16 protein-coding genes are annotated in these 22,425 nt (G+C 34.7%); 6 read left to right on the top strand and 10 right to left on the bottom strand.

Translation table 11 applies throughout. From position 1 onward, the window contains the following. Window position 1: 1 nt before the first annotated feature. From IV494_RS14145 to IV494_RS14120, 6 genes are all read right to left on the bottom strand, one after another. Window positions 2-3,052, bottom strand: coding sequence for a type I restriction endonuclease subunit R (locus IV494_RS14145; protein WP_196080751.1), 3,051 nt, complete (start codon window positions 3,050-3,052; stop codon window positions 2-4). Beyond that, window positions 3,049-7,026 (bottom strand): hypothetical protein, encoded by a 3,978-nt coding sequence (locus tag IV494_RS14140; protein WP_196080750.1) that lies wholly within the window; start codon window positions 7,024-7,026, stop codon window positions 3,049-3,051. Before IV494_RS14140 ends, IV494_RS14145 begins: the two co-directional genes overlap by 4 nt. Window positions 7,027-7,041: 15 nt before the next feature. Beyond that, entirely contained in the window at window positions 7,042-8,034 is a 993-nt protein-coding gene (locus IV494_RS14135) for a hypothetical protein (RefSeq protein WP_196080749.1), read from the bottom strand. Window positions 8,035-8,051: 17 nt separating this feature from the next. Continuing rightward, window positions 8,052-9,134 carry a restriction endonuclease subunit S gene (locus IV494_RS14130; protein ID WP_196080748.1) on the bottom strand — a complete coding sequence of 361 codons (1,083 nt, stop codon included), beginning with the start codon at window positions 9,132-9,134 and terminating at the stop codon, window positions 8,052-8,054. After that, window positions 9,128-11,596 carry a type I restriction-modification system subunit M gene (locus IV494_RS14125; protein ID WP_196080747.1) on the bottom strand — a complete coding sequence of 823 codons (2,469 nt, stop codon included), beginning with the start codon at window positions 11,594-11,596 and terminating at the stop codon, window positions 9,128-9,130. The genes IV494_RS14130 and IV494_RS14125 overlap by 7 nt, the downstream gene beginning before the upstream one ends. Before the next feature lie 141 nt (window positions 11,597-11,737). Then, window positions 11,738-12,433: a hypothetical protein gene (locus IV494_RS14120; RefSeq protein WP_196080746.1), complete on the bottom strand. Its 696-nt coding sequence runs from the start codon at window positions 12,431-12,433 to the stop codon at window positions 11,738-11,740. Between the two features lie 105 nt (window positions 12,434-12,538). On the opposite strand from IV494_RS14120, the gene IV494_RS14115 reads away from it, so the two are divergent. Next, the gene (locus IV494_RS14115) at window positions 12,539-12,985 is read left to right on the top strand and encodes a DUF2493 domain-containing protein (protein ID WP_394368411.1); all 447 of its coding nucleotides are present in this window, start codon (window positions 12,539-12,541) and stop codon (window positions 12,983-12,985) included. Between the two features lie 49 nt (window positions 12,986-13,034). Here the strand turns inward: IV494_RS14115 and IV494_RS14110 are convergent, their stop codons facing one another. The 4 genes from IV494_RS14110 to IV494_RS14095 all read right to left on the bottom strand — a co-directional run bounded on the left by IV494_RS14110 (window position 13,035) and on the right by IV494_RS14095 (window position 17,318). After that, on the bottom strand, window positions 13,035-13,574 hold the full coding sequence (locus IV494_RS14110) for a YqiA/YcfP family alpha/beta fold hydrolase (RefSeq protein WP_196080744.1): 540 nt from the start codon (window positions 13,572-13,574) through the stop codon (window positions 13,035-13,037). 60 nt (window positions 13,575-13,634) lie between these two features. Then, window positions 13,635-14,555, bottom strand: coding sequence for a WYL domain-containing protein (locus tag IV494_RS14105; RefSeq protein WP_196080743.1), 921 nt, complete (start codon window positions 14,553-14,555; stop codon window positions 13,635-13,637). A gap of 208 nt (window positions 14,556-14,763) precedes the next feature. Beyond that, entirely contained in the window at window positions 14,764-16,662 is a 1,899-nt protein-coding gene (gene dnaK, locus IV494_RS14100) for a molecular chaperone DnaK (protein ID WP_196080742.1), read from the bottom strand. 272 nt (window positions 16,663-16,934) lie between these two features. Next, window positions 16,935-17,318 (bottom strand): c-type cytochrome, encoded by a 384-nt coding sequence (locus IV494_RS14095; RefSeq protein WP_196080741.1) that lies wholly within the window; start codon window positions 17,316-17,318, stop codon window positions 16,935-16,937. A gap of 135 nt (window positions 17,319-17,453) precedes the next feature. Here IV494_RS14095 and IV494_RS14090 point away from each other — a divergent pair, with 135 nt between their 5' ends. From IV494_RS14090 to IV494_RS14070, 5 genes are all read left to right on the top strand, one after another. Beyond that, window positions 17,454-17,957 carry a c-type cytochrome gene (locus IV494_RS14090; protein WP_196080740.1) on the top strand — a complete coding sequence of 168 codons (504 nt, stop codon included), beginning with the start codon at window positions 17,454-17,456 and terminating at the stop codon, window positions 17,955-17,957. A 34-nt stretch (window positions 17,958-17,991) separates the two neighbouring features. Further along, on the top strand, window positions 17,992-19,989 hold the full coding sequence (nosZ, locus tag IV494_RS14085) for a Sec-dependent nitrous-oxide reductase (RefSeq protein WP_196080739.1): 1,998 nt from the start codon (window positions 17,992-17,994) through the stop codon (window positions 19,987-19,989). A 150-nt stretch (window positions 19,990-20,139) separates the two neighbouring features. Then, window positions 20,140-20,724 carry a hypothetical protein gene (locus IV494_RS14080; protein WP_196080738.1) on the top strand — a complete coding sequence of 195 codons (585 nt, stop codon included), beginning with the start codon at window positions 20,140-20,142 and terminating at the stop codon, window positions 20,722-20,724. Window positions 20,725-20,765: 41 nt separating this feature from the next. Then, window positions 20,766-21,176 (top strand): nitrous oxide reductase accessory protein NosL, encoded by a 411-nt coding sequence (locus tag IV494_RS14075; RefSeq protein WP_196080737.1) that lies wholly within the window; start codon window positions 20,766-20,768, stop codon window positions 21,174-21,176. Window positions 21,177-21,183: 7 nt separating this feature from the next. Further along, window positions 21,184-22,410, top strand: coding sequence for a nitrous oxide reductase family maturation protein NosD (locus IV494_RS14070; protein WP_196080736.1), 1,227 nt, complete (start codon window positions 21,184-21,186; stop codon window positions 22,408-22,410). Window positions 22,411-22,425: the final 15 nt, after the last annotated feature.

Genomic DNA, 22,425 nt, shown 5'->3' with positions numbered 1-22,425 from the left:
TTTAATAATCTTCTTTATTCTGGTCAATAATCTGATAAACCTGTTCTGCTAAAGTATCATCTTTAACAACCTTTTTAATTGCTTTTTTAACTTTTCTTTGCTTCATCAAATTATCTCTGAAACCTTCCTGTTTTGCATATTGAACTTCGCGATCACAAACCAGTGCCAATTCTTCATTTTCTAAAGTATGATATAAAGCGACTTTCCCTTTTGTATTTAATGATTTTGGAACATCGTCTTTCTGACCTTTATTGACCATGCGAATTAACTCCGCCATTTTCAATAAATATTCCTGATATAGAATGGAATCCCGTTTTCTTGCCGCAATAAGTTCTGCTAAAAGAAACGACATTTCATCAAAATATTTAGAATCCAGCAAATGATCTTCTACAATTTTACTTCTTACATTATTTTCAATAACCTCCGCAACAGCTTCTTTATTTCCTTTCACAGATTTGGGCAAAGAGTCAATCGCTTTATCCATATCCGTTTCCATTAAATCTAATAAAGAAATATCCTCAAATGGAGAAATTACTTCTGACTCTTCAGCGCGGATATAAGTATCTAATAAGAAACGCATATCTGCTTCATATACTTTCAAATCGATGATTTCATTACTTGCAATTCTGATCACTTCGCGAACATTTAAATAGAAATCCAAACGGTCTTTAAAATATTTAATTTCCTTTTCCTGATAACCAGCCAATTCAAAATCGGTCGTCATATTGGCAAAAGCACGAATATATTCGACAATCGCTTTATACAAAGCCATCCGTTTATATTCATTTGCTTTCAAATCGTTTGGGTTTTCCGTATTTCCACAGAAATATTTAATGAAATCTAAATCTGTTTTTTTAGTGGGAACATTTTCACACAAGGCTTCAACAGTTTCCAAAGCGACTTCTAACCGATCTGCCGCAACTTTCAACCGGTCTTTCAACTGAATAGAAACCTCTTCTTTTGTAAAACCTTCACTATCCAACTCCGAAGTATAAACGTCAATTGCATCGGTTACATTACCAAATAATTCCATGTAATCTACGATATAGCCGTAATCTTTGTCATCCGTATCCAATCTGTTCACCCGACAAATCGCCTGAAATAAAGTGTGATCCTGCATCTTTTTATCTATGTAAATATAACTGCAAGGTGGCGCATCAAATCCAGTCAAAAGTTTAGAAACTACAATCAGCAATTTCATTTTGGCGGGTTGTTTTCGGAATAATTCTTTTACATCAGATTCGTAAGTTTCGGTTTTTGATTTATTGCCTTTTGTACTTACGTTTTCTAATAATTCAGTGTAAATTTTATAAATAAATTCTTTATCAGTTTCCGTTTCTGCACCAGTGTCTTCTTTAGAAATATCGCTTGCATTTGGATTGTACGAAGTAACCAATGCACACTTTCCTTTCAATTCGGTTTGCAGAAAAAGACTGTAATATTTCGCGGCTTCATAAATACTTCCTGCCACCAATATGGCATTTCCATTTTGATTGGCTAATCGTGCTTTGGTACTGAAATCAACGACAATGTCTGCTACAATTTTCTCCATGCGTCCTTTTGAACTCAACACATTTTGCATGGTTCCCCATTTCTTTTTCAAAGCACTGCGCTGGAAATCATTGAGCCCTTGTGTTTTGGCATCAAACCATTGATCGACTTTTTTCTGTGAAGTCAATTTTTGCTCGATCTGTCTTCCTTCATACATCAAATCTTTTACAACTCCATCCTGAACTGCTTCATTAAATTTATAAGTATGAATATAACGTCCGAAAACGTCCGTCGTTGTTTTCTTATCGACTTTCAATAAAGGCGTTCCCGTAAAACCAATAAAAACTGCATTATGCAAAATAGCTTTCATGGCTTCATTGAGCTTCCCACTTTGCGTCCGGTGACATTCATCTACGAAAACAAATATTTCGCCTTGTGTGGTGAGTGGATTATCTTTTAATTCTCTAATGAAAACTTCAAAATCGCCTTCGTCTTTATTCCCAAATTTATGAATCAAAGAACAGATTAATCGCGGTTTAGAAGCCTGCAAATAATGCATCAATTCTTTTCCCGATTTTGTTTTTGCAATATCTGTTTCACCAACATCATTAAAAACCCGCTCGATCTGATCGTCTAATTCCGTGCGGTCGGTTAAGATGACAATTCGGGAATTCGGAATGTTTTCTAAAATCCACTTTCCAATCATCACCATCATTAGAGATTTGCCCGAACCTTGCGTATGCCAGATAATTCCACCTTCTCTGCGCTTTATAAAATCCTGCGCTGCCTTCAAACCAAAATATTGATGTGGACGTGGCAATTTCTTCCAACCCGCGTCAAATATAATTCCGTTGTAGAGCAAATCGATGACGCGCGATTTCTCACATAATTTTTTCAGGTATTTATCGAGTTTGTACTCTTCATTATCCTGCTCATCTTCTTTCCACGAAAGGTAATATTTCTCGGGCGTTTCGATTGTGCCGTAGCGTAAACCCTGGGTATTGTTTCCCGCCAAAATCATTTGAACCGTCGTAAAAAATCTTTGTGAAAACAATTCCTGTTGATTAGAAATATTCTGACGAATACTTTCCGCAATATCTACGGTTCCTCTTTTTAATTCGAGCACGCCAAAAGCGATTCCGTTGATGTACAGAACCAGATCCGGACGGCGATTGTGTTTGTGATTATAAAGCGTTACTTCTTCCGCAATCCCAAATTCATTCTCTTCCCAATTCTTCCAATCAATCGGGAAAATAGTTTCAAACTGCTCTCCCAATTCCGGACGCGCCTTCACGCCATAACGCAGAAGATTGTACATCTTTTGATTTCGCTCATATAAATTGCCGGTATTGGAACTGGCTAACTGCGTTAATTCAGTGATGGCTTTTTCTACCAAAGAATCTGCGTACCCTTTCTTTATCAAAAACTTCTTGAGATAGGTTGATTCTATATTGCTGTTCGTAGCACGATCTTCCCAATTCCCATAGTAGATGTAGCCCAATTGATCGGTGAACAATTGGATGATACGTTTTTGGGTGATGCGCTCTATTGGGTTAATCATGAACTATAACTTATTTTATAATTTAACGGTTCTAATGTGTATTTTTCATTTTTAAAATTAACTAATTTACTTTGAAAATCCTTGACTGGGTTTCCTAAAAAAATTATGTTTTCTGGTGTACACCTCACAATCTCATAATTATCATATTGTAAAGCACAATTGATCTCCGCTTTCGAAAAATAAAAATGTTTGTTATTTGAATTTGTTGTACTCTTAACTTCAACCATACATGCAATACAGTCTTTAAAACCTATTAAATCAAAGTAAGAAAATTTATATTTACTAGTGATATAGATAAAGGGAATTAGATGGGGCAAATAGTTTTCTTCCTCTTCAATATTATTAAGAATTAGTACTTTTAAATCCTGAAAATAGGATACGTTTTCTACTTTCAATAAAATTAATTGATATATGCTTTCGATTGTTCTTATTTTATCATCCAAATTTAAAATCTTAAATTGGTTTATATAGTACAGTAAAACATCATGCTCCCCATTAGTGCCAATACTTTCTAATTCTTCACTTGAAGAACTATCAAAATTAAAAACTTTAATTTTTTTCGGCTTAAACAGTGAAGAAATATTTCGCACGGCACCAAATGAATCATCAATATTTAATACTTCTTTTCTTAATGTGGATTCTGCGATTTTCCTTGTTAAAAATGCAATTTCATCATTCTCCTCTTCTTTATAAAATATCAAATCTTCGACAGTATTATCAAGGTTGATTTGTAATTTAAAATTTAACTCCCTGTAAATTTCACTGTATTTTAATGTGTTGACAAAATTAATTAGGTCATCAATTTCGCCACGATCAATGTAGGTTTGCAATGAAGCACTTTTGTATGATTGGTTGTATACATACCATTCTGTATCATCTTCATCAATGTCTTTAAATTGAGTAAAAATCTGCAAAAAAAACTCTTTTCTCTTCTCCAGATATACATTATCGTATTTACTTTGAATAACTGAAAAATCATAAGGATCAACCTGCTTCAGTAAATCTGATTTATCTGTGTGAAAAATAATTACCTCTAATTCTGATGCATAATTTTCAGTTCCAAACAAATATTTCGATAAACCTTTTGCAATGACATTTTTTGAATCGTCACTTATTAGTAAATCTCTGCGATCTATGAAGTAGGATTCTTCCATGATCAGATGAAACTTATCAAATTTTTTTTTGATTCTAAGTTCTGATACATTAAATATTTTCAAATCGGAAATTTTATTTAGTATATCAAAATTATCATTTTCAATAAAATTAAAATCAGAAGTTTTTAACTTGGAAATGCGATATAAAATAAAAGATAACTTATCCAGTAATAATCCTTTCACTTCTGAATTTTCCAATTTAGACTTATTTGAGATGTCAATTGAGTACTGTGCAATTTTATGTTTTAAATTATCTTTGTATAAGCCTCTTTCTGCTTCATAAGCCAAAATATTAAATTTGACATTTGAGTTCATAGCAGAGATTAAATCTGATTTGGATTGCACAATGATAAAATCAGTATTCGTTACAATTTCTAAACTTTCGCCATTGAAAATAATGTAGAGGTTATTATCTGAGAATAATTTGAAAAACAAAGGATAAACTGCTATAATCTCGTTAGTAAAAGTGATCTTAGTTAACAATTCATTTTTTAAAACATCCACGTATGTCTTATTAAAATCATCATATCTCTTTACTAAAATATTTTCTAATTCATTTTTTTTCTCCTGATCGAACACAGAAACTTTCTTGAATATTTTAGGATGATTATCATTGACCAATGAAGGATGAACATTAATACAATTTTTAGAATTTATAATTCTTAAATTTTCAAGAAGCATTGCATTTATCGAATCTGATGAATTATATCCCATTATCGTAGGAATAAATTCTAGACCATCTTCGATCGCATTGTAGATTCTGAGATCTACAACGTTGAAATTTCGAAATTCACTAACTCCTAAAAATTTATAAAACTGCAGGTTATCAGTAACTTCATTTCTAAAATCTATATCTAATTCTTCAAAACAACATAATTGTGCTGGCTTATATTTACCGTTGTGCATTTTTAGAAACAATGTCGAAACACTAAAATTAGCTTGGTTAGATAATGAATTACTATCTCTTAAACTAGCAGATAATGCTGTGTTATATCTATGTGACGATAAAAATTCACTTTTATCTTTCCTAGAATAAAAGCTATAAAGGTTTTGAAGCAATTTAATTTGCTTACTTTCAGATATTGAGTCTGAATTAAACTCCCCATCAAACTGACATTGTTTAAAATGTTTAATAACTTCATTAAGATTATCGAAGTCTTTTATACTTAAATTTTTTTTAAATTGATTTCCGATATAATCTTTTTTAAATTCAACTTCTGTAAAATATAAATTTATTAAAGGACTAATTTGAATATCATCATAAACAGAAAAAACTTCAACATCTTTTTTAGAAACAACATTTGGTAAATATCTAACTTCATATTTATCAAACTGTTGCTTTATTTCTAACTCAAAAGCCTCAACCCTGCTGTATGCACTTAATTTATAATCGCTTGATAAAGAATGAATTATTTTTAACAGTATTGAATAAAAATTTGTAAAAATTAATTTTTCGTTCTTATTATCAAAATATTTTTTTGAATGTACAGCTGTCCATTCAGAAAAATTTAAAAAGTCAAGATTATACCTTTCGTCTGTTATGTTAAAAAGATCTCTAATGCATAAGCATTCTAATGATTCAATTGAAAAATTTGGTTTGAAAAAATTAATATCCCAAGAAACGTTACTTTGATTCTTTTTTATAATATACTTATTATTTAAAACAATTGAATCATTCCAACAACTGAACATTAATTCCAAACAACATCGCAATAACGCTTTATTATATTCTCCTACAGCACCTTTCCAATTTATGTTTGTTCTATTGAGTGTGGTTCTAAAATCGGCATGCAAATCAACATTGGGAAAAGGTGAATCAATTTCAGTTGGCAAGTAATTGTAAAATTTACCTTTACCATCTTGTCTAAAGAATAATCCGATTGAAATATCTTCAATTTCTATATTCGCAGCCTCTGCCAAAAGTCTTAACTCGTCATTATTAATTTTACAACTTACTAAATTAGCAGCTCCTAATTTTATTGTTTCCTCATAATTGATTTCATCATTAATTTCTACTACAATATGAAATTCTTTTGGAAATTTTAGCTGAATAAAATTGAAATGAATTCCTGACTCAATTATATTCCTCTTAATTAATTCTGCAATAGCCGAAGGTTTCTCAAGAGGTATTGCGATTACAGTTACATATCTGTTTAATAAATCTTTAACAAAAGCATTGCTTTGACAATCTATTTCGATTGGAAAGTAGTAACCAGGTATTCCAACATCCGGATACTCTTCTCGTGCAGTATCAATTTTTGCTTTTAGTAGATCTTTGTCTAATTTTAAATCGGATATAAAATCTGTATTTCGAATCATTTCGAACAGTCTGAATGCACATTGAATACTATCACAACTAGTATCCGTATTTTTTATAAAATTTCCATTGGTATAAATTTCCACATATCTTGTCGGATATTTTATATCTGTATCTTGATTTTTAGCGATTGAAAAAGTTGACTTAAACCCAATACCTTTATTGCCTATAGCATTTGCAATTGATTTAGTACTAGTATATACGGAACAAATCGATTGAAAATCACCTCTGATGATATTATGTCCATCTTTATAATCAAATTCTGTATTATATGAAAATTTAATACCGTCGTTGGCAACATATAAAATATTATCTTTTATAAAAATACCTATGTTTTTTTCTGCTTTATCAAACGCGTTTTGAAGTAATTCAAATACCACCCTTCCCTCATAATCGGATACAATATGCAGTAGTCCTCGTGCATCTCTTTTAATGTTCTCAACACTTTGATCTTTATAATTAAGATAATGGTTTGCAAAAACCTGATTAATATGTGTATTCATTTATGTTTATTTTTTTTAGTTTGCTTTTTTACTCGCGTTAAAACTTCCGTCCATCAATTGTAAGTTCGTATCCTCTCCAATTAATTCTAAGTCAGTTTTCAAACGATCAATATTAATTTCATCTAAATATAATTCAGTTATTAACTCTCTAGATATTTCGGCTAATACAGTTCTATCAATTTTTCGTTTATTTAATTTCAACTTAATTGAATCTGTCAACTTCTGTATTTCAATAAGTTCATCACAAAGTTCATTCATTATTGCCAACATAGGTTTATCATGATCTAGAGCTACTTTTCTAAGTTCCTTTGTAGAAAATGCACTCTTATCTGAATTATTTGCATGCTTTGTATGAACTTGATAAAATTTATTTTTCACTTCTGCTTTCAACCCTTCTGCATCAAAATATAAGTTAATAACTTGCTTCAGTTGTACTTCGTTATTGTCGGTATGTAAAACTGTTCTTTCTAAAATGTTTTTTACCCATTTGTCAAAAAAATCTCGATTCCCAGTTTTGTATAAAACTTTCTTTATAAAGCTAATAGGAAAATATATGCTATCATAAAATCTATCTTGTGTTATTAATCTAAATGTGAAGTTTTTATATAACTGCTCCCTACTATATGAAACATTGCCTTCAAGCAATAAGCATTCATTCGTTATCTCATTTCCTGTATTTTCAACTTCTTCAGTTTGAAAATTATTTACCAAAAATTCACCGTAAGCACGAATGCCGCTGTTCCAATTTTGGACAGTTTTAGGAGCTTTACTTATTCTTTCAGGAAAGGATTTCTCAGATAAGACTTGGAGTAATTCTAAAATGAATTCATAAAAGTTTTTTGTAATTTGTTTATTAAATATTTGCTCTAATTCATCGTGAAAATGCAATTCATTATTTACTGAATTGACATATGAGCAATAACTAATTGCAGAAGCTGGACTCGTTATAATATTATCAATCAACCAGTGTTTATATTCTGTTTCTTTGAAAAATCTATTTTGTTTCATTATTTTATTTTTATTCCTTAAACCAACCTCACTCTCCCCGTCAGCAATTCCTGCATCATGCCTTGTTTGATTTGGCGGGCTTTGTGCAGTTTTTCTTCCAGCGCTTCGATTTCTAAATCCATATCCGATAAGATTGCGGCGATGCGCGTTTGGTCCGAAAGGGATGGAAGTTGTATTTCAATTTGTTCTAATGTATTTTTATTCAAACTTGGAACACCTGATGCTTCATTATATTCCTTCCACGCTATCAATAAAAATTGATAAAAAATATATTTTGGAATTACGCCATTAAATGAATGGGTAAAAAATAAAGTATCAACAGTCCAAAATTTTCCTTGTAAAAAAACTGGTTTATCGATTGTTCCTTTACGACCAATACCAACTGATTCACCATCATACAAATGGGCAGTTACATAAGTCATGATTCCGCCAGTTCCGTAAACTGGAACTTCGCCGGCATGCAAATGTTTGTAATCTCGTCCGCTTCCAAATTGCAAAACTTCCCCCAACTTCTTCACTTCCCAATCCTCTTTTGGCGTCAACAATTTCTGCATCGCACCTTGTTTGATGAGGCGTTTTTTGGCTAAAACTTCTTCGATGCTGTCAATCCAGGAATCGCAATCACTTAAGGCCGTTGCAATGGCTTCCTGCTCGGCGAGTGGTGGAAGTGGGATTGGCATTTCCGATATCGTTTCCATTCTGACGCTATCAACAGAGGATTTTGCAGTCATCTGCATGATTCTACCTAAAAAATTATTCTGGAAATATTTAAAAAAGTAAAAACCGGAAACATCATTTCTGAAATTATAAATAGCATAAACTCTTTGATGAAAATCAAATTTTTCATTTAAATAATGAAAAACTTTTCCAACACCGACGCCATCTCCTGCTGTTAATATTGCCTCACCATCAAATGAATATGAGTTTATTCTTTCAATAGTTTGGGACCGCACAAAAAATGGATATATACCATTTTCAATTCTATCTTGAGTATTTTTAGAACCAGTTTTAATTAATGAAATATCTTTGATTTTTTCAATATTCCAATCCTCCGGAATTAAACCAATCTCCGTCTGCTTCATCCTCGTTTCCTTTACCATACCAATCCCATTTTTTCTAAATGAGCCATTACTTTGGTTTCGGCTGCTGCCAATTCCGTTTGCGAACTTGCCAATGTCGTTGCATACCGTTCTGCCAAAGCATTAATTCTTTGGGTTAAACCCTGCGAGATTTTATCCTGTTCATGATGCAAAGTCGTTAAGAGATGCGCTTTCCATTTATGGTTCAAAACCAGATCTTTAATATCGGCTTCGGTCAGTTTTGCATATTTTGCAATAACTTCTTTTTCCAAATCTGCCTGCAAGGTTTTAATTTCGGCATTGGCTTTTTTAATGGCTTCTGACGCAGCAATATAGTTTTTCAAAACGGCTATTTCCTCCTTAACTGCTGCGGTGGCTGAGCCTGTCGAAGTCCGTTCTTTCAATAGTTTAGCAACTTCGCTTGCATTCACCTTTTCCAGATCAGCAAACAAACCTTCTTCACCTTGTGCTGAGCCTGTCGAAGTATGCTCTTCTTCTATTTCAGTCATCGTGGCTTGAGAATTTTCTACAGATTGTTGCGCAGTTCCAATTTGATTTAATAAGTCTTTAAAATAAACCTGACTCAATAATTCCGGTGAAATCATTCGACCTTCCACGCCGGCTAATCCTGTAACTTCTTTGTCTTTTCCAGGTTTGCCATCTTTGCCTTTCTTTCCTTTAATGATGGTGCGTTCCCATTCGTTTCCGGCTTTCCAGCCATCTAAAGAAACCGAATACACATCGTCCTGCATGGTTTCCTGCCAATAGGTCATCGCGTATTGGTACAAATCGTAACCATTCACCAACGTGTTATTTTCAAAGGCTTCCAGCAGACTTTCGCTCATTTGGGCAATCAGATCTTTACCGTTGGAATGTTGCGCCAAGGTTTCCCAGATTTTCATTTGTCCATCTAACCAATCGTGATAGGTTCGGTCTAAAGTCGCATTAAACGCTTTAAATTCTGGATGATTATAAATAGTGCTTTTAATATCGGCAACTGCAACATTCAGTTTCACATAACCTTCCCGTAACGGCGAGAATAAATCATGTTTCAGTTTCGGATAAGCGTTCCAATACGTTTGCATCACTTCCAGATCACGCACCGGAATGCCACCTTGTAAATGCGCCAGTAAATCCTGAATATCTTCGTTTTCCTGCGTATCGATATAGCGTGGAATATTTAAATTGTAATCGTTTTTAGCATCGGCGATTTCGCTCATCGGAACCATACGGCTGTATTTGGGAACTTCCTGCATTTGGGTAAATACATCCGTGATCTTGCGCAAATCCTGTTCACGCAAACGGTTTTTGTTGCCATCTTTCAGGAAACCTTTGCTGGCATCCATCATAAAAATCCCTTTCCGATGTTCTGCATTTTCTTTGTCCAGCACAATGATACAGGCCGGAATTCCTGTACCGTAAAACAAATTTGCCGGCAAGCCGATAATCCCTTTGATATAACCTTTCTTTAAAATATTTTTACGGATTTCGCCTTCCGCATTTCCACGGAACAAAACACCATGTGGCAAAACCACTGCGGCTTTTCCCTTGGCTTTCATCGATTGTAAAATATGCAGTAGAAAAGCATAATCGCCATTCTTCTCGGGAGGAACACCTAAAGTAAATCGGTTGTACTCATCACTTTCGATATTCACACCATTGCTCCAACTCTTCAAAGAAAAAGGCGGATTAGCAACCACGTAATCAAAACGTTTCAAACTGCCATCGTCTTCTTTGTACGCTGGTCTTGTCAACGTATTATCGGCAACAATCTCCGCTGTTTCCGCACCATGCAAAATCATGTTCATGTGCGCTAAGTTGGCGGTGGTAGTTTCTTTTTCCTGACCGTAAAGTGTAATGGCTTTTCCGGCTTCGTTCGCTACTTTCAACAACAACGATCCCGATCCACAGGTCGGATCATAAGCAGTCGTTTGCGTCGTCGCATTATTAAAAGTAATACCGATCACCTTTGCTAAAATCCTTGAAACTTCGGCAGGCGTATAAAACTGACCTTTTGATTTTCCGGATTCTGTGGCAAAATGACGCATCAGATATTCATAAGCATCGCCCAGAATATCATCGCCTTCCGCCGAGTTTTTAGAAAAATCTAAACTGTTATCATTGAAGATTCGGACGAGGTTAGAAACTGTTTCCACCAGATCTTTTCCTTTGCCTAATTTGCTTTCATCATTAAAGTCGGGGAAATCATTCAGACCATTGGCTTCTTTAATCGGATTCAAAACCTGCTTATTGATTTTATCACCAATCTCGGTATTCCCAATCAGGTTCACCATATCCTCAAAGGAGGCACCGTCTGGAATTTCGATGGCAAAATCCTGATCTGATTTCGCTTTGTCTGAAATATACTTTACGAATAACATCGTGAGTACATAATCTTTATATTGAGAGGCGTCCATTCCGCCGCGTAATTCGTCACAACTCGCCCAAAGTGAGCGGTAGAGTTCTGTTTTTTTGATAGCCATTTAAAAAGTAAAAATTGAATTCTTATAGTTTATTTATAGAATTTGAAATTTAAGAAAAATTAAGATGGAATTCGAGGTCAAAATAATACAATAGTGTACAATTTTAACATCAGAAAAACCCGGCGGCTTTTATACCTAATATTAAATCTTTTTCTTGGTGAAAACATATTGCCATTTGTTATCGGTATACATCAAAGGATTTGAAGTCAACTTATATTTATCAGCAGGTAATACGTAACATACATCACCGTCGCTATCCAGAAGAAGGATTGAATTACCGACAATCTTTATGGTGCCAACAAAGTAAAAGGAGTCGCCATTAAAAGTGTCCCAACTTTCGGCGATGCTGTCTAATTTAAATTTTTGACCAATTTGTTCGGCGTAGGAATCAGCAAAATCGATGTAATCATACTGTATCGTTTTAACTAAACTTCCGACCTCTATACTGAAAACACCGGTTTTAATTTCCACTTCTTTGGTCCTCAAATGAATTCCTAATTTCTCTTCAAAATTTTTCTTGTCGGCTACACGGAACATTCTATTGCTTTGGTTGAGCTTTTCTACTAAAGCATCTGCCACGTAATCTACAAAATCTTCATCAATAAAATCCAAATGCAATTTGTACCAAGGATATTTGTCGTTCAGTTGGTCAAAAGCGCCATAAAAACTTTCGTGAATTTCCTGGCTTTCATTTCCTAAACCTGCCTCGAAAAGATCCTCTTCCGATGTTTCTAAAAAATAATCGAAACCTTCATTGTATCCTTTTTCAATACTACAAATTTTGATGCTTCCACCTTCCGCTAAAATTCTTAATCTTGTTTCTTTTTGATTTTCCATTTTTACTGATTTTAATGTTTATAATGATTAATTATCAGTAAAGATAATTGGTGATAACGCCAAAACGTGGCGTAGAAAAAAAATGAATAATTTCAACAAGTATCTATTTTAAGTGGAATCAGAGATTTTTTAAATCCTATTTCTAAATGGCCGTCAATCGTCTATTGGCACTGTTATTTTCGCTTAAAAGAAAGCATTATGAAAATAGCAATTATTGGTGGTCGGGATTTTAATGATTATGAATTACTTAAAAATGAATTGGCGAAATTCACTGAGGAAAATGAAATTTCGCTTCAGTGCATTGTATCGGGTGGCGCAAAAGGTGCCGATACTTTGGCGGAAAAATTTGCTGCTGAAATGGATATTGAAATGATTATTTTCAAACCAAATTTTGAAAAATATGGCCGTGGTGCTACGATTGTCCGCAATTCTAAAATAATTGAAAATTCAGATATTGTATTTGCGTTTTGGGATGGAAAATCAAAAGGAACGCTTGACAGTATTAAAAAAACGAAAAAACTGGAGAAAAAATTATTGATTATCAACTATTAGAATTTTGAAAACGAACCTAAAAATGCAGGATTTATTTGCCTGCATTTTTTTATGTTTGAGACTGAATATATTTCTCGATATGAGGAACATAGTTTTCAAATTTCAACAATCGATGGCTGTCATCAACATCGATTAATTCTACATTTTTTAATTTCTTCTGGTATAAAGGAATTAGATTTAAAACTTCATCTTTCTGCGTCGCAATAATGAGCGCTTCCTCAGGATTTTCTATTTTCCATAATTGCGAAATGAGATTTTTTGGAAATTCAATATCCCTAATTCTGTTCGAGATATCCAATAACGGACTGGTCAAAAGAAGAATTGTTTTTATATTATCTTGTTTCAGTTTTTCTCTTAATTGATATGCGAAGTTTGCTCCAGTTGAATCTCCCACCAAAACGATTTGATCAGTAGAGCCAGATTCTAGCCATTTTTTAGCCTCATTTAAAAGGGATAAAATATTGGAATTATTTTTCCATTCCACGAAATTATATTCGAATTGATCTTTGAAATATTCTTTAATATTTACAAATTTTCTGGAGTTTCGATCGGAACCAAGTCCATGGATGTAGAGGAGTTTTTTATTCATGATTATTATAAGTTGTTAATTCATTTACTAATTTTCGCAAATTTTTTTTGTTGCTTTAAGTTAATTATTTAATTGCATCGCTTGACCGAGGAACTCTAAATATTTATTTTTCACTTTATCTGGTTGCACAATCGTCAATCTTTCAGCGTGTGTCAATAACTCCTGGTAAAAATCGTAAGTCGGAATTAAAGTCAACTCAATTTGATATTCTTCGTTATTATCGATGAGAATTTTTTGAGAATGATGAATTGGTAATGATTTTACAAATCCCTTTTGATTTTGATTAAATGATAAAATGATTTTTTCAGGCTTTTCGCCGAGCGTAGAAACGATACCAAAAGAATTGACGAAAAGAGATTCAATATCGATTTCTTTCTTTGTGAAAGTTTTATTGTGAATATCGAGATCTGTAATTCGATCCAAACTATAAGTTTTAAGGATAAAATCTTTTCCGTCATCTTCATTCGCAAGAAGGTACCAACGGTTTCTGAATTCTTTAACAGCATAAGGTTGTAAAACTTTTTTATGAGAAGCAGTTTCCGAAAATTTCTTGTATTGCAAACTGATTGTTTTACAATTTTTGATGGCGTGAACGATCCCATCTAAATGATGAAGTCCAGATGCTTGTCTTTTTTCAAAAAGCATTATTTTGGAATGATCAACAGTTTGTTTGTATGCATTGATCAACATTAAATTTTCAAAAATACCTTGTGATTGCTCTAGATTTTCATCTTCTATAATTTGATAAGACATTGTTGATCTTTTGAACTGGGTTTCAATTCCAAAAACTTCAAAAAGTAAATTACGGTCTCTTTTAAAGGTTTTTTCACTAAAAGCCAAATCGTTATCGTACCCTTTTCGGTCATAATGTTGTGCTTCCAAATGATTTCTGACTTCTTCATAAGTAGCGCCAATATTCCTTTTGTCTTGAAGCAGATTTGAAATATACATCAATCTCAACATTTGATCTCTTTTTGCCATTTTGTTTGATTATAATACAAATGTATCAAATCAAACGGACGAAAGATGACTATTTAGTGTATTCGTAATTAATTTAAAATGGGAGGTGCTACAAAATACAGTTTTTATTAACTAATATATTAAATCATTAACGCGAGTAGAAAAAATTACTAAACAAAAAATTCCCCAGGTTAAACTCGGGGAATTTCTATTATAAAATTGAGAAGTCTTATTTCACTTCTTCGAAATCAGCATCCTGAACATCTTCTGTTCCTGAATTACCTTCTGGATTTCCCTGCGCTTGATCAGCTCCCGGTTGTCCTTGATTTCCTGCAGCGTACATTTCTTCTGAAGCAGCCATCCAAGCAGCATCTAATGCTTCAGTTTTCGTTTTTACACTGTCCATATCTTTTGCCTCGAAAGCAGTTTTTAATTCTGCGTGAGCAGTTTCTACCGCTGCTTTTTTATCTGCAGATAATTTATCACCGAATTCTTTCAGTTGTTTTTCTGTTTGGAAAAGCAATGCGTCTGCTTTATTGAAGATTTCAACTTCTTCTTTTCTTTTCGCATCAGAGGAAGCATTTTCTTCAGCTTCTCTTTTCATTCTTTGGATCTCATCATCTGAAAGTCCTGAACTTGCCTGAATTTTGATCGTTTGCTCCTTTCCGGTTCCTTTATCTTTTGCAGAAACACTCAAGATTCCGTTGGCATCAATATCGAAAGTTACTTCAATCTGAGGAACTCCTCTTTGTGCTGGTGGAATATCAGTTAGATCAAATCTTCCGATTTCTTTGTTGTCGTTAAACATTGGTCTTTCTCCCTGTCCTACTCTAATAGAAACTGCAGGCTGGTTATCACTTGCGGTAGAGAAAACTTCTGATTTTTTCGTTGGAATGGTTGTGTTCGCATCAATTAATTTAGTGAAAACTGAACCCATTGTCTCAATTCCTAAAGAAAGTGGCGTAACGTCTAATAAAAGAACGTCTTTTACATCTCCTGTTAAAACTCCACCCTGAATTGCTGCACCAATGGCAACAACCTCATCTGGATTAACTCCTTTCGAAGGTTTTTTACCAAAGAATTTTTCAACCTGCTCCTGGATAATTGGGATTCTGGTTGAACCACCTACCAAAATTACCTCATCGATATCTGAAATAGAAAGTCCAGCATCAGAAAGCGCTTTTTTACAAGGCTCCATTGAACGTTTTACCAGATCAGCAGACAATTGTTCGAATTTCGCTTTGGTCAAAGTTTTCACCATGTGTTTTGGACCTGTTGCAGTTGCAGTAATATACGGCAAGTTGATCTCAGTTTGTGGCGCAGAAGACAATTCAATTTTTGCTTTTTCCGCAGCTTCTTTCAATCTTTGTAAAGCGATAGGATCTGTTTTCAAATCAACACCTTCTTCCGTTTTAAATTCGTCTGCCATCCAGTTAATGATCACATCATCGAAATCATCACCACCTAAATGCGTATCCCCATTTGTTGATAATACTTCAAAAACACCGTCTCCCAGATCAAGGATTGAAACGTCAAATGTTCCACCACCTAAATCATAAACCGCAATTTTTTGATCTTTATGTGCTTTATCCATTCCATAAGCCAAAGCTGCTGCTGTAGGCTCATTGATAATTCTTTCTACGGTTAAACCAGCGATTTCACCTGCTTCTTTCGTCGCCTGTCTTTGAGCATCGTTAAAGTAAGCCGGAACAGTAATTACCGCTCTCGTTACTTCCTGACCCAAATAATCTTCAGCAGTTTTCTTCATTTTCTGAAGGATCATTGCAGAAATTTCCTGTGGCGTATATTCTCTGTCGTCGATTTTTACTTTGATGGTATCGTTTGGTCCGCTTACGACTTTATAAGGTACTCTTGAAACTTCTTTCGCATCATCTTTGAAATGTGTTCCGATAAATCTCTTGATCGAATAAACGGTTTTCGTAGGGTTTGTTACTGCCTGTCTTTTTGCAGGATCACCTACTTTTCTTTCACCATCTTCGGTGAATGCAACGATTGAAGGTGTTGTTCTTTTACCTTCTGAATTTGGGATCACAACCGGATCTTTACCTTCCATTACGGATACGCAAGAGTTTGTTGTTCCTAAATCAATTCCAATTATTTTACTCATAGTATGTATATTTTTTAGTTTTAAACTTTATTTGTTAATGCATTCTCCAAAAATATACCAAGCAAAAATTTATGACAAATTGACAGAAATTATTAAAAAGATCTTCATACAAATGAATGAAACTGCACTAAAATACTAAAACTTTTAGTACCGAAAAAACTTTTGGTCTTATCTAACCTGACAATTGGATCACCAAAAAAACCATTAATTAAAAACAAAAAAAAGACATCCTATACAATATAAGATGTCTGTTTGAAAGAATTGAGATTCTCTTATTTTTTTAGGGTAAGAATATATTCTACCATTTTTTTTGCGTTGTCGGGGCTCATTCCTTTGTGCGCAGTCATCGGGATTTCTCCCCAAACTCCTTTTCCGCCCTCTATAATTTTGGTTGCTAATTTGTCAACATCAGCTTCTGTATATTTAGCTGCAACTTCCTGGTAAGATGGACCTACTAATTTGGTATCCATTTTATGACAAGTTAAGCAGTCTGCCCCTTCAATAAGCGCCAAACCTTCATGTTTTCCTGCTGTTGCCGAATCCATCACTTTAACGGCAGGTTCTGGTAACATTACATTGCTTTCTTTACCTGAATCAACTTTTTTTCCGCAAGAAACAACTGCCAACATTGCGATTATCATTAAGTACTTGTTCATCTTTTTTAATTTGTTACAAAAATAGAAAATTTCTTGAATAAAAGTGAAGATAAATGTCATATAAACCGTATGACTCAGATCATACGCAGTTCTTGCCAAATCTTCCTACTTTTGAGTAATAAATATATTAAAGATATGAAAACATTAAAAACAATTGCACTCTCAGTGTTAACTATGGCGCTTTTCTCTTGTGGTGGTGACAAGAAAACAGATTCGATCCCATCCGGCTCTACAGCTTCGACACCAGCTGCGACTGATCAAAGCAGTGCAGAAATGGAAGCTACTGCAGCAAAATATGATCCAAACAGAGGTCTTGGGAAACATGAAAAAATCGACATCACTAAATTTGATCCTGCGATGGCTGCATCTGGTAAAAAGGTTGCTGAGGTTAAATGTACTTCTTGTCACAAACCTACCGATGAAAAATTAGTTGGTCCAGGTTGGAAAGGTGTTACCAAAAAACAAACTCCGGAATGGATCATGAATTTCATCTCTAATCCTGATCCAATGATCGACGTGGATCCTGAGTTACAGAAACAACTGGAACTTTGTTTGGTAAGAATGCCGAACCAAAGTTTGAATGATACTGAAGCCCGCGAAATTTTCGAATACATGAGACAGATCGACGGCGCGAAGTAAGATTCTTTAGCAAAAAAATTAATCAAATATCAATATGAAAAGTCTTAAATTATTCGGGCTCTCTACCATTGTTGCCTTAATTGCGCTGAGTGGTTGTAAGCCAAAAGGCACCGAAACCGCGGTAAGCGGTGATGCCGCACAGAAAGTTTATGTTGCCCCGGGAAAATATGATGAGTTTTATAACTTTGTCAGCGGAGGTTTCAATGGACAAGTAAGTGTGTACGGATTGCCGAGCGGAAGATTACTAAAATCGCTTCCTGTATTTTCTGTAAATCCTGAGAATGGTTACGGATTCAGTGAAGAGACCAAACCAATGCTTGAAACTTCTCATGGATTTATTCCCTGGGATGATCAGCATCACCTCGCATTATCTCAAACTAATGGTGAAGTGGACGGAAGATGGCTTTTTGCCAACGCAAACAATACACCTCGTGTTGCGAGACTGGATCTTAAAACTTTTAAAACAGTAGAGATTTTAGAAATCCCTAATTCTGCAGGGAATCACTCTTCTCCTTTCTTAACGGAAAATACCGAGTATGTCGTTGCAGGAACACGTTTCGCAGTTCCAACTGATGACAAAAATGGTGACGTTCCGATCTCGTCTTTCAAAGAAAACTTTAAAGGAGTAGTTTCTTTTATTGGAATCAATAAAGACAGTGGAGAAATGGATATCGCTTTCCAAATTGAAGCTCCCGGAATTAACTTTGACCTTTCACATGCAGGTAAAGGAAAATCTGGAGACTGGTTCTTCTTCTCTTGCTATAATTCTGAAAAAGCCAATACTTTACTTGAAGTAAATGCGTCCCAAAATGATAAAGATTTTATCATGGCGATCAACTGGAAGAAAGCAGCAGAAATGGCGAAAGCTGGAAAAGGTAGAAAAGTTGCAACAGAATATGTACACAACAAATGGGACGAAAAAACGCACAGTGCGACTTCTACCATGAAAAAAGAAGTTCTTGTTCTTTCTGTTGAAGATATGAAAGATGCGATGTATTTTATCCCTTGTCCTAAATCTCCACACGGTTGCGATGTTGATCCAACTGGTGAATATATTGTAGGATCCGGTAAATTAGCAGCTTTAATCCCTGTTTTCAGTTTTACTAAAATTCAGAAAGCAATTGCTGACAAAAACTTTAGCGGAGAATACGATGGAGTGAAAGTGATTAAATATGAAGCAGCATTGCACGGTGAAGTTCAAAAACCTGGTTTAGGACCACTTCATACTGAATTTGATGGCAGAGGAAATGCAATTACTTCGATGTTCGTATCGTCAGAATTGGTAAAATGGAATATCAAAGATTTAAAAGTTATCGACAGAGTTCCTACTTATTATTCTACTGGTCACTTGATGATTCCTGGTGGTGATACCGCAAAACCTTTTGGAAAATATGTGGTAGCTTATAATAAAATTACCAAAGACAGATACTTACCAACTGGTCCCGAATTGGCGCAATCTGCCCAGTTATTTGATATATCAGGAGACAAAATGAAACTGCTACTGGATTATCCGCTCTTCGGTGAACCTCATTACGCACAGGCTTTACCTGCAGCAATGCTGAAAGATCAGGTGAAATTCTTCAAGATCGACGATAATCACCATCCTTATGTAACTAAAGGAGAAAAAGAAAGTAAAGTTGTACGGGAAGGAAATAAAATTCATGTTTACATGACTTCGATCAGATCTCACTTTGCTCCGGATAATATTGAAGGCGTTCGGGTTGGTGACGAAGTGTACTTCCACGTTACAAATCTTGAACAGGATTGGGATGTTCCTCACGGTTTTGCTATTAAAGGCAACCAGAATGCAGAACTTCTGATCATGCCGGGAGAAACCTGTACGCTCAAATGGGTTCCGCAAAAAGCCGGAATGTATCCAATGTACTGTACCGATTTCTGCAGCGCACTGCACCAAGAAATGCAGGGATATGTGAGAGTCTCTCCAGCAGGAAGCAGCACTCCACTTACCTACTCCTTGAATAATAAAAAAGACAATGCTCAAAGCCCGGTCAAACAAGGTGAAACCAAATAGAAATTTATAACAAAGGGGCAGTTTTTACTGTCCTTTTTGTTTTTGATGACATGTGTCACTTTGTAACATATATTACATTAAAAACCATTTAAAGGATCGACCTTTACTAGAGAAAGTCATCAGAAAACCAGCCTTTTAAAATCTAAAAAAATGGAAAAAAAATTACTAAAAAAATTGACCAGAATTGCACTCGTTATTTGTGGAGTTGCTTTGGGCGTTTCTATCTTTGTTCCAATGTGGTCTATTTATCTGCAGGCTCCACAGTATCCGGAAGGTTTATCGATGTTTTTATGGTCGCATAAAATTACCGGAGATTACCAGATCATCAATGGACTGAATCACTACATCGGAATGAAAACCATCCATGAGGAAGATTTCTATGAATTTAAAATTTTACCTTACGCACTGGGATTTTTTGCATTTTTATGTTTCCTTGCAGCGTTTTTAAACACCAAAAAATGGCTTTACATTGCTACCGGTCTATTTATGATTTTCTGTTTAGCCTTTATGGTCGATTTTTACATGTGGGAATACAATTATGGTCATAACCTGGATCCTCATGCAGCGATCATCGTTCCCGGAATGTCTTACCAACCACCATTGCTCGGGTCAAAACAATTGCTAAATTTTGTTGCGTATTCTTATCCCAATATTGGCGGTGGCATCATGATCGGTGTTGCAGCAATTTTAGCTACCTTAGCATTTATAGAGTTCAAAAAGCCAAAAACGGTTTAAAGTTTAGGCTTGAAATCAATCAAACCTCAATTTAAAATATTATGAAATTTCCAAAAAGCATTTTACTTGCACTTCCTTTTCTAGCCTTAATGTCTTGTCAGGAAAGTGGCCCCAAAGATTTTCTTCTTGAAAAAGATCAGTGTGACAACTGTAAAATGACGATCACAGATCTGCCGTACGGCACAGAATTAATTACAGAAAAAGGCAGAGTGTACAAGTTCGATGATATCAGTTGCATGACAATGTACGAAAATTCGGAAGCAGACAAAGTGAAAAATTCAAAAAAATACGTCATCGATGCGCCTACCGGAAAATTTGTAGAATTATCTAAAGCAACCCTTATCAAAGAAGGAAATATAAAATCCCCAATGGGGGGAAATACGCAGGCTTTTGAAAACAAAGAAGCAGCCCAGAAAGCAGCAACAGCTTTGGGTGCAACGCTAACTAATTAAACATTTCATGTTCAAAATATTGCTCTTATTTTTTCCTGTTTTAATCTTTTCTACTGTTTTAAAAGTTGGGAAAAACGAACAATTCACCACTATCAAACAAGCTGTCGCCGCCTCGAAAAGTGGCGATAGTATTTTGGTAGAAAGCGGTGTTTATAAAGAAGGTAATATCAATTTAGACAAACCGCTCTCTCTCATCGGGATTGGATTGCCGGTTCTGGACGGTGAAATGAAATACGAAATTGTGTCATTCCGGGCCAATCATATTATGATGAAAGGTTTCAAGCTGATCAATTCAGGGGAAGATGAAATTGTAAATATCGGTGCAGTTCGGCTCTACGACAGTCAATACTCAACCATTGAAAATAATATTTTCGAGAATAATTATTTTGGAATTTATATTCAGCGTGGTTTTCGATGTTTAATTCAGAATAACCGGATCACTTCCAGAAGAGCGACTTCTCAGGAAAGAAGCGGCGACGGAATTCACGCCTGGGTAAGCGAAGAACTCTGGATCAAAAACAATTACATTGAAGGTCAGAAAGACGGGATCTATCTCGAAAAAGTCATCAAATCTTACATTTACCACAACTATTCGAAGAAAAATCTACGCTATGGTCTGCATTTTATGTTCGCCGACGACAATGTTTACGTTAACAATACTTTCGATAACAACAACGCAGGAGTTGCTGTGATGTACAGCAATAATGTTGGAATGGTCGGCAATAATTTTATTAATAACTGGGGCGATGCGAATTATGGTCTGCTTTTAAAAGACATCAGTTTCAGCAAAATAATCGACAATCGCTTTCACAATAATACAACTGCCATTTATCTTGATGGCGCCACAAAAATTGATCTTTTAAAAAATGATTTTGAAAATAATGGATGGGGCATGAAGATCAATTCCAACTGTATGGAAAATAAGATCATTAATAATAATTTTGTTAACAATGTTTTCGATGTCGGCACAAGTGGATCGATGGCGATGAATGATTTTAAAAGAAATTATTGGGATAAATATGAAGGCTACGACCTCAACAAAGATAAAATTGGCGACGTTCCATTCCATCCTTTGAGTTTATACGCGGTTTTGGTAGAAAGTAATCCGGCAGTAATGCTTTTATTCCGGACATTTTTTGTCGATCTGCTCGATAAAACTGAAAAAATAATCCCCAGTTTAACGCCCGAAAACTTCGTAGACCGGGAACCTTTAATGAAGAAATTAACGATTTAAAATTCTGAGAATGAA

This window comes from Kaistella gelatinilytica (assembly GCF_015679325.1).
In the GTDB taxonomy this organism is placed as follows: Bacteria; Bacteroidota; Bacteroidia; order Flavobacteriales; family Weeksellaceae; genus Kaistella; species Kaistella gelatinilytica.
The sequence above is the reverse complement of the archived record's forward strand: the minus strand, read 5'-3'. Positions and strand labels throughout refer to the sequence as shown.

Bases quoted from the DNA above. Each gene is read 5' to 3' on its own strand.
- IV494_RS14095 (WP_196080741.1), bottom strand. From the start codon at position 17,318: ATGAACAAGTACTTAATGATAATCGCAATGTTGGCAGTTGTTTCTTGC.
- IV494_RS14140 (WP_196080750.1), bottom strand. From the start codon at position 7,026: ATGAATACACATATTAATCAGGTTTTTGCAAACCATTATCTTAATTAT.
- IV494_RS14080 (WP_196080738.1), top strand. From the start codon at position 20,140: ATGGAAAAAAAATTACTAAAAAAATTGACCAGAATTGCACTCGTTATT.
- IV494_RS14120 (WP_196080746.1), bottom strand. From the start codon at position 12,433: ATGGAAAATCAAAAAGAAACAAGATTAAGAATTTTAGCGGAAGGTGGA.
- IV494_RS14090 (WP_196080740.1), top strand. From the start codon at position 17,454: ATGAAAACATTAAAAACAATTGCACTCTCAGTGTTAACTATGGCGCTT.
- nosZ (WP_196080739.1), top strand. From the start codon at position 17,992: ATGAAAAGTCTTAAATTATTCGGGCTCTCTACCATTGTTGCCTTAATT.
- IV494_RS14145 (WP_196080751.1), bottom strand. From the start codon at position 3,052: ATGATTAACCCAATAGAGCGCATCACCCAAAAACGTATCATCCAATTG.
- IV494_RS14125 (WP_196080747.1), bottom strand. From the start codon at position 11,596: ATGGCTATCAAAAAAACAGAACTCTACCGCTCACTTTGGGCGAGTTGT.
- IV494_RS14070 (WP_196080736.1), top strand. From the start codon at position 21,184: ATGTTCAAAATATTGCTCTTATTTTTTCCTGTTTTAATCTTTTCTACT.
- IV494_RS14075 (WP_196080737.1), top strand. From the start codon at position 20,766: ATGAAATTTCCAAAAAGCATTTTACTTGCACTTCCTTTTCTAGCCTTA.
- IV494_RS14135 (WP_196080749.1), bottom strand. From the start codon at position 8,034: ATGAAACAAAATAGATTTTTCAAAGAAACAGAATATAAACACTGGTTG.
- IV494_RS14130 (WP_196080748.1), bottom strand. From the start codon at position 9,134: ATGGTAAAGGAAACGAGGATGAAGCAGACGGAGATTGGTTTAATTCCG.
- IV494_RS14105 (WP_196080743.1), bottom strand. From the start codon at position 14,555: ATGGCAAAAAGAGATCAAATGTTGAGATTGATGTATATTTCAAATCTG.
- dnaK (WP_196080742.1), bottom strand. From the start codon at position 16,662: ATGAGTAAAATAATTGGAATTGATTTAGGAACAACAAACTCTTGCGTA.
- IV494_RS14110 (WP_196080744.1), bottom strand. From the start codon at position 13,574: ATGAATAAAAAACTCCTCTACATCCATGGACTTGGTTCCGATCGAAAC.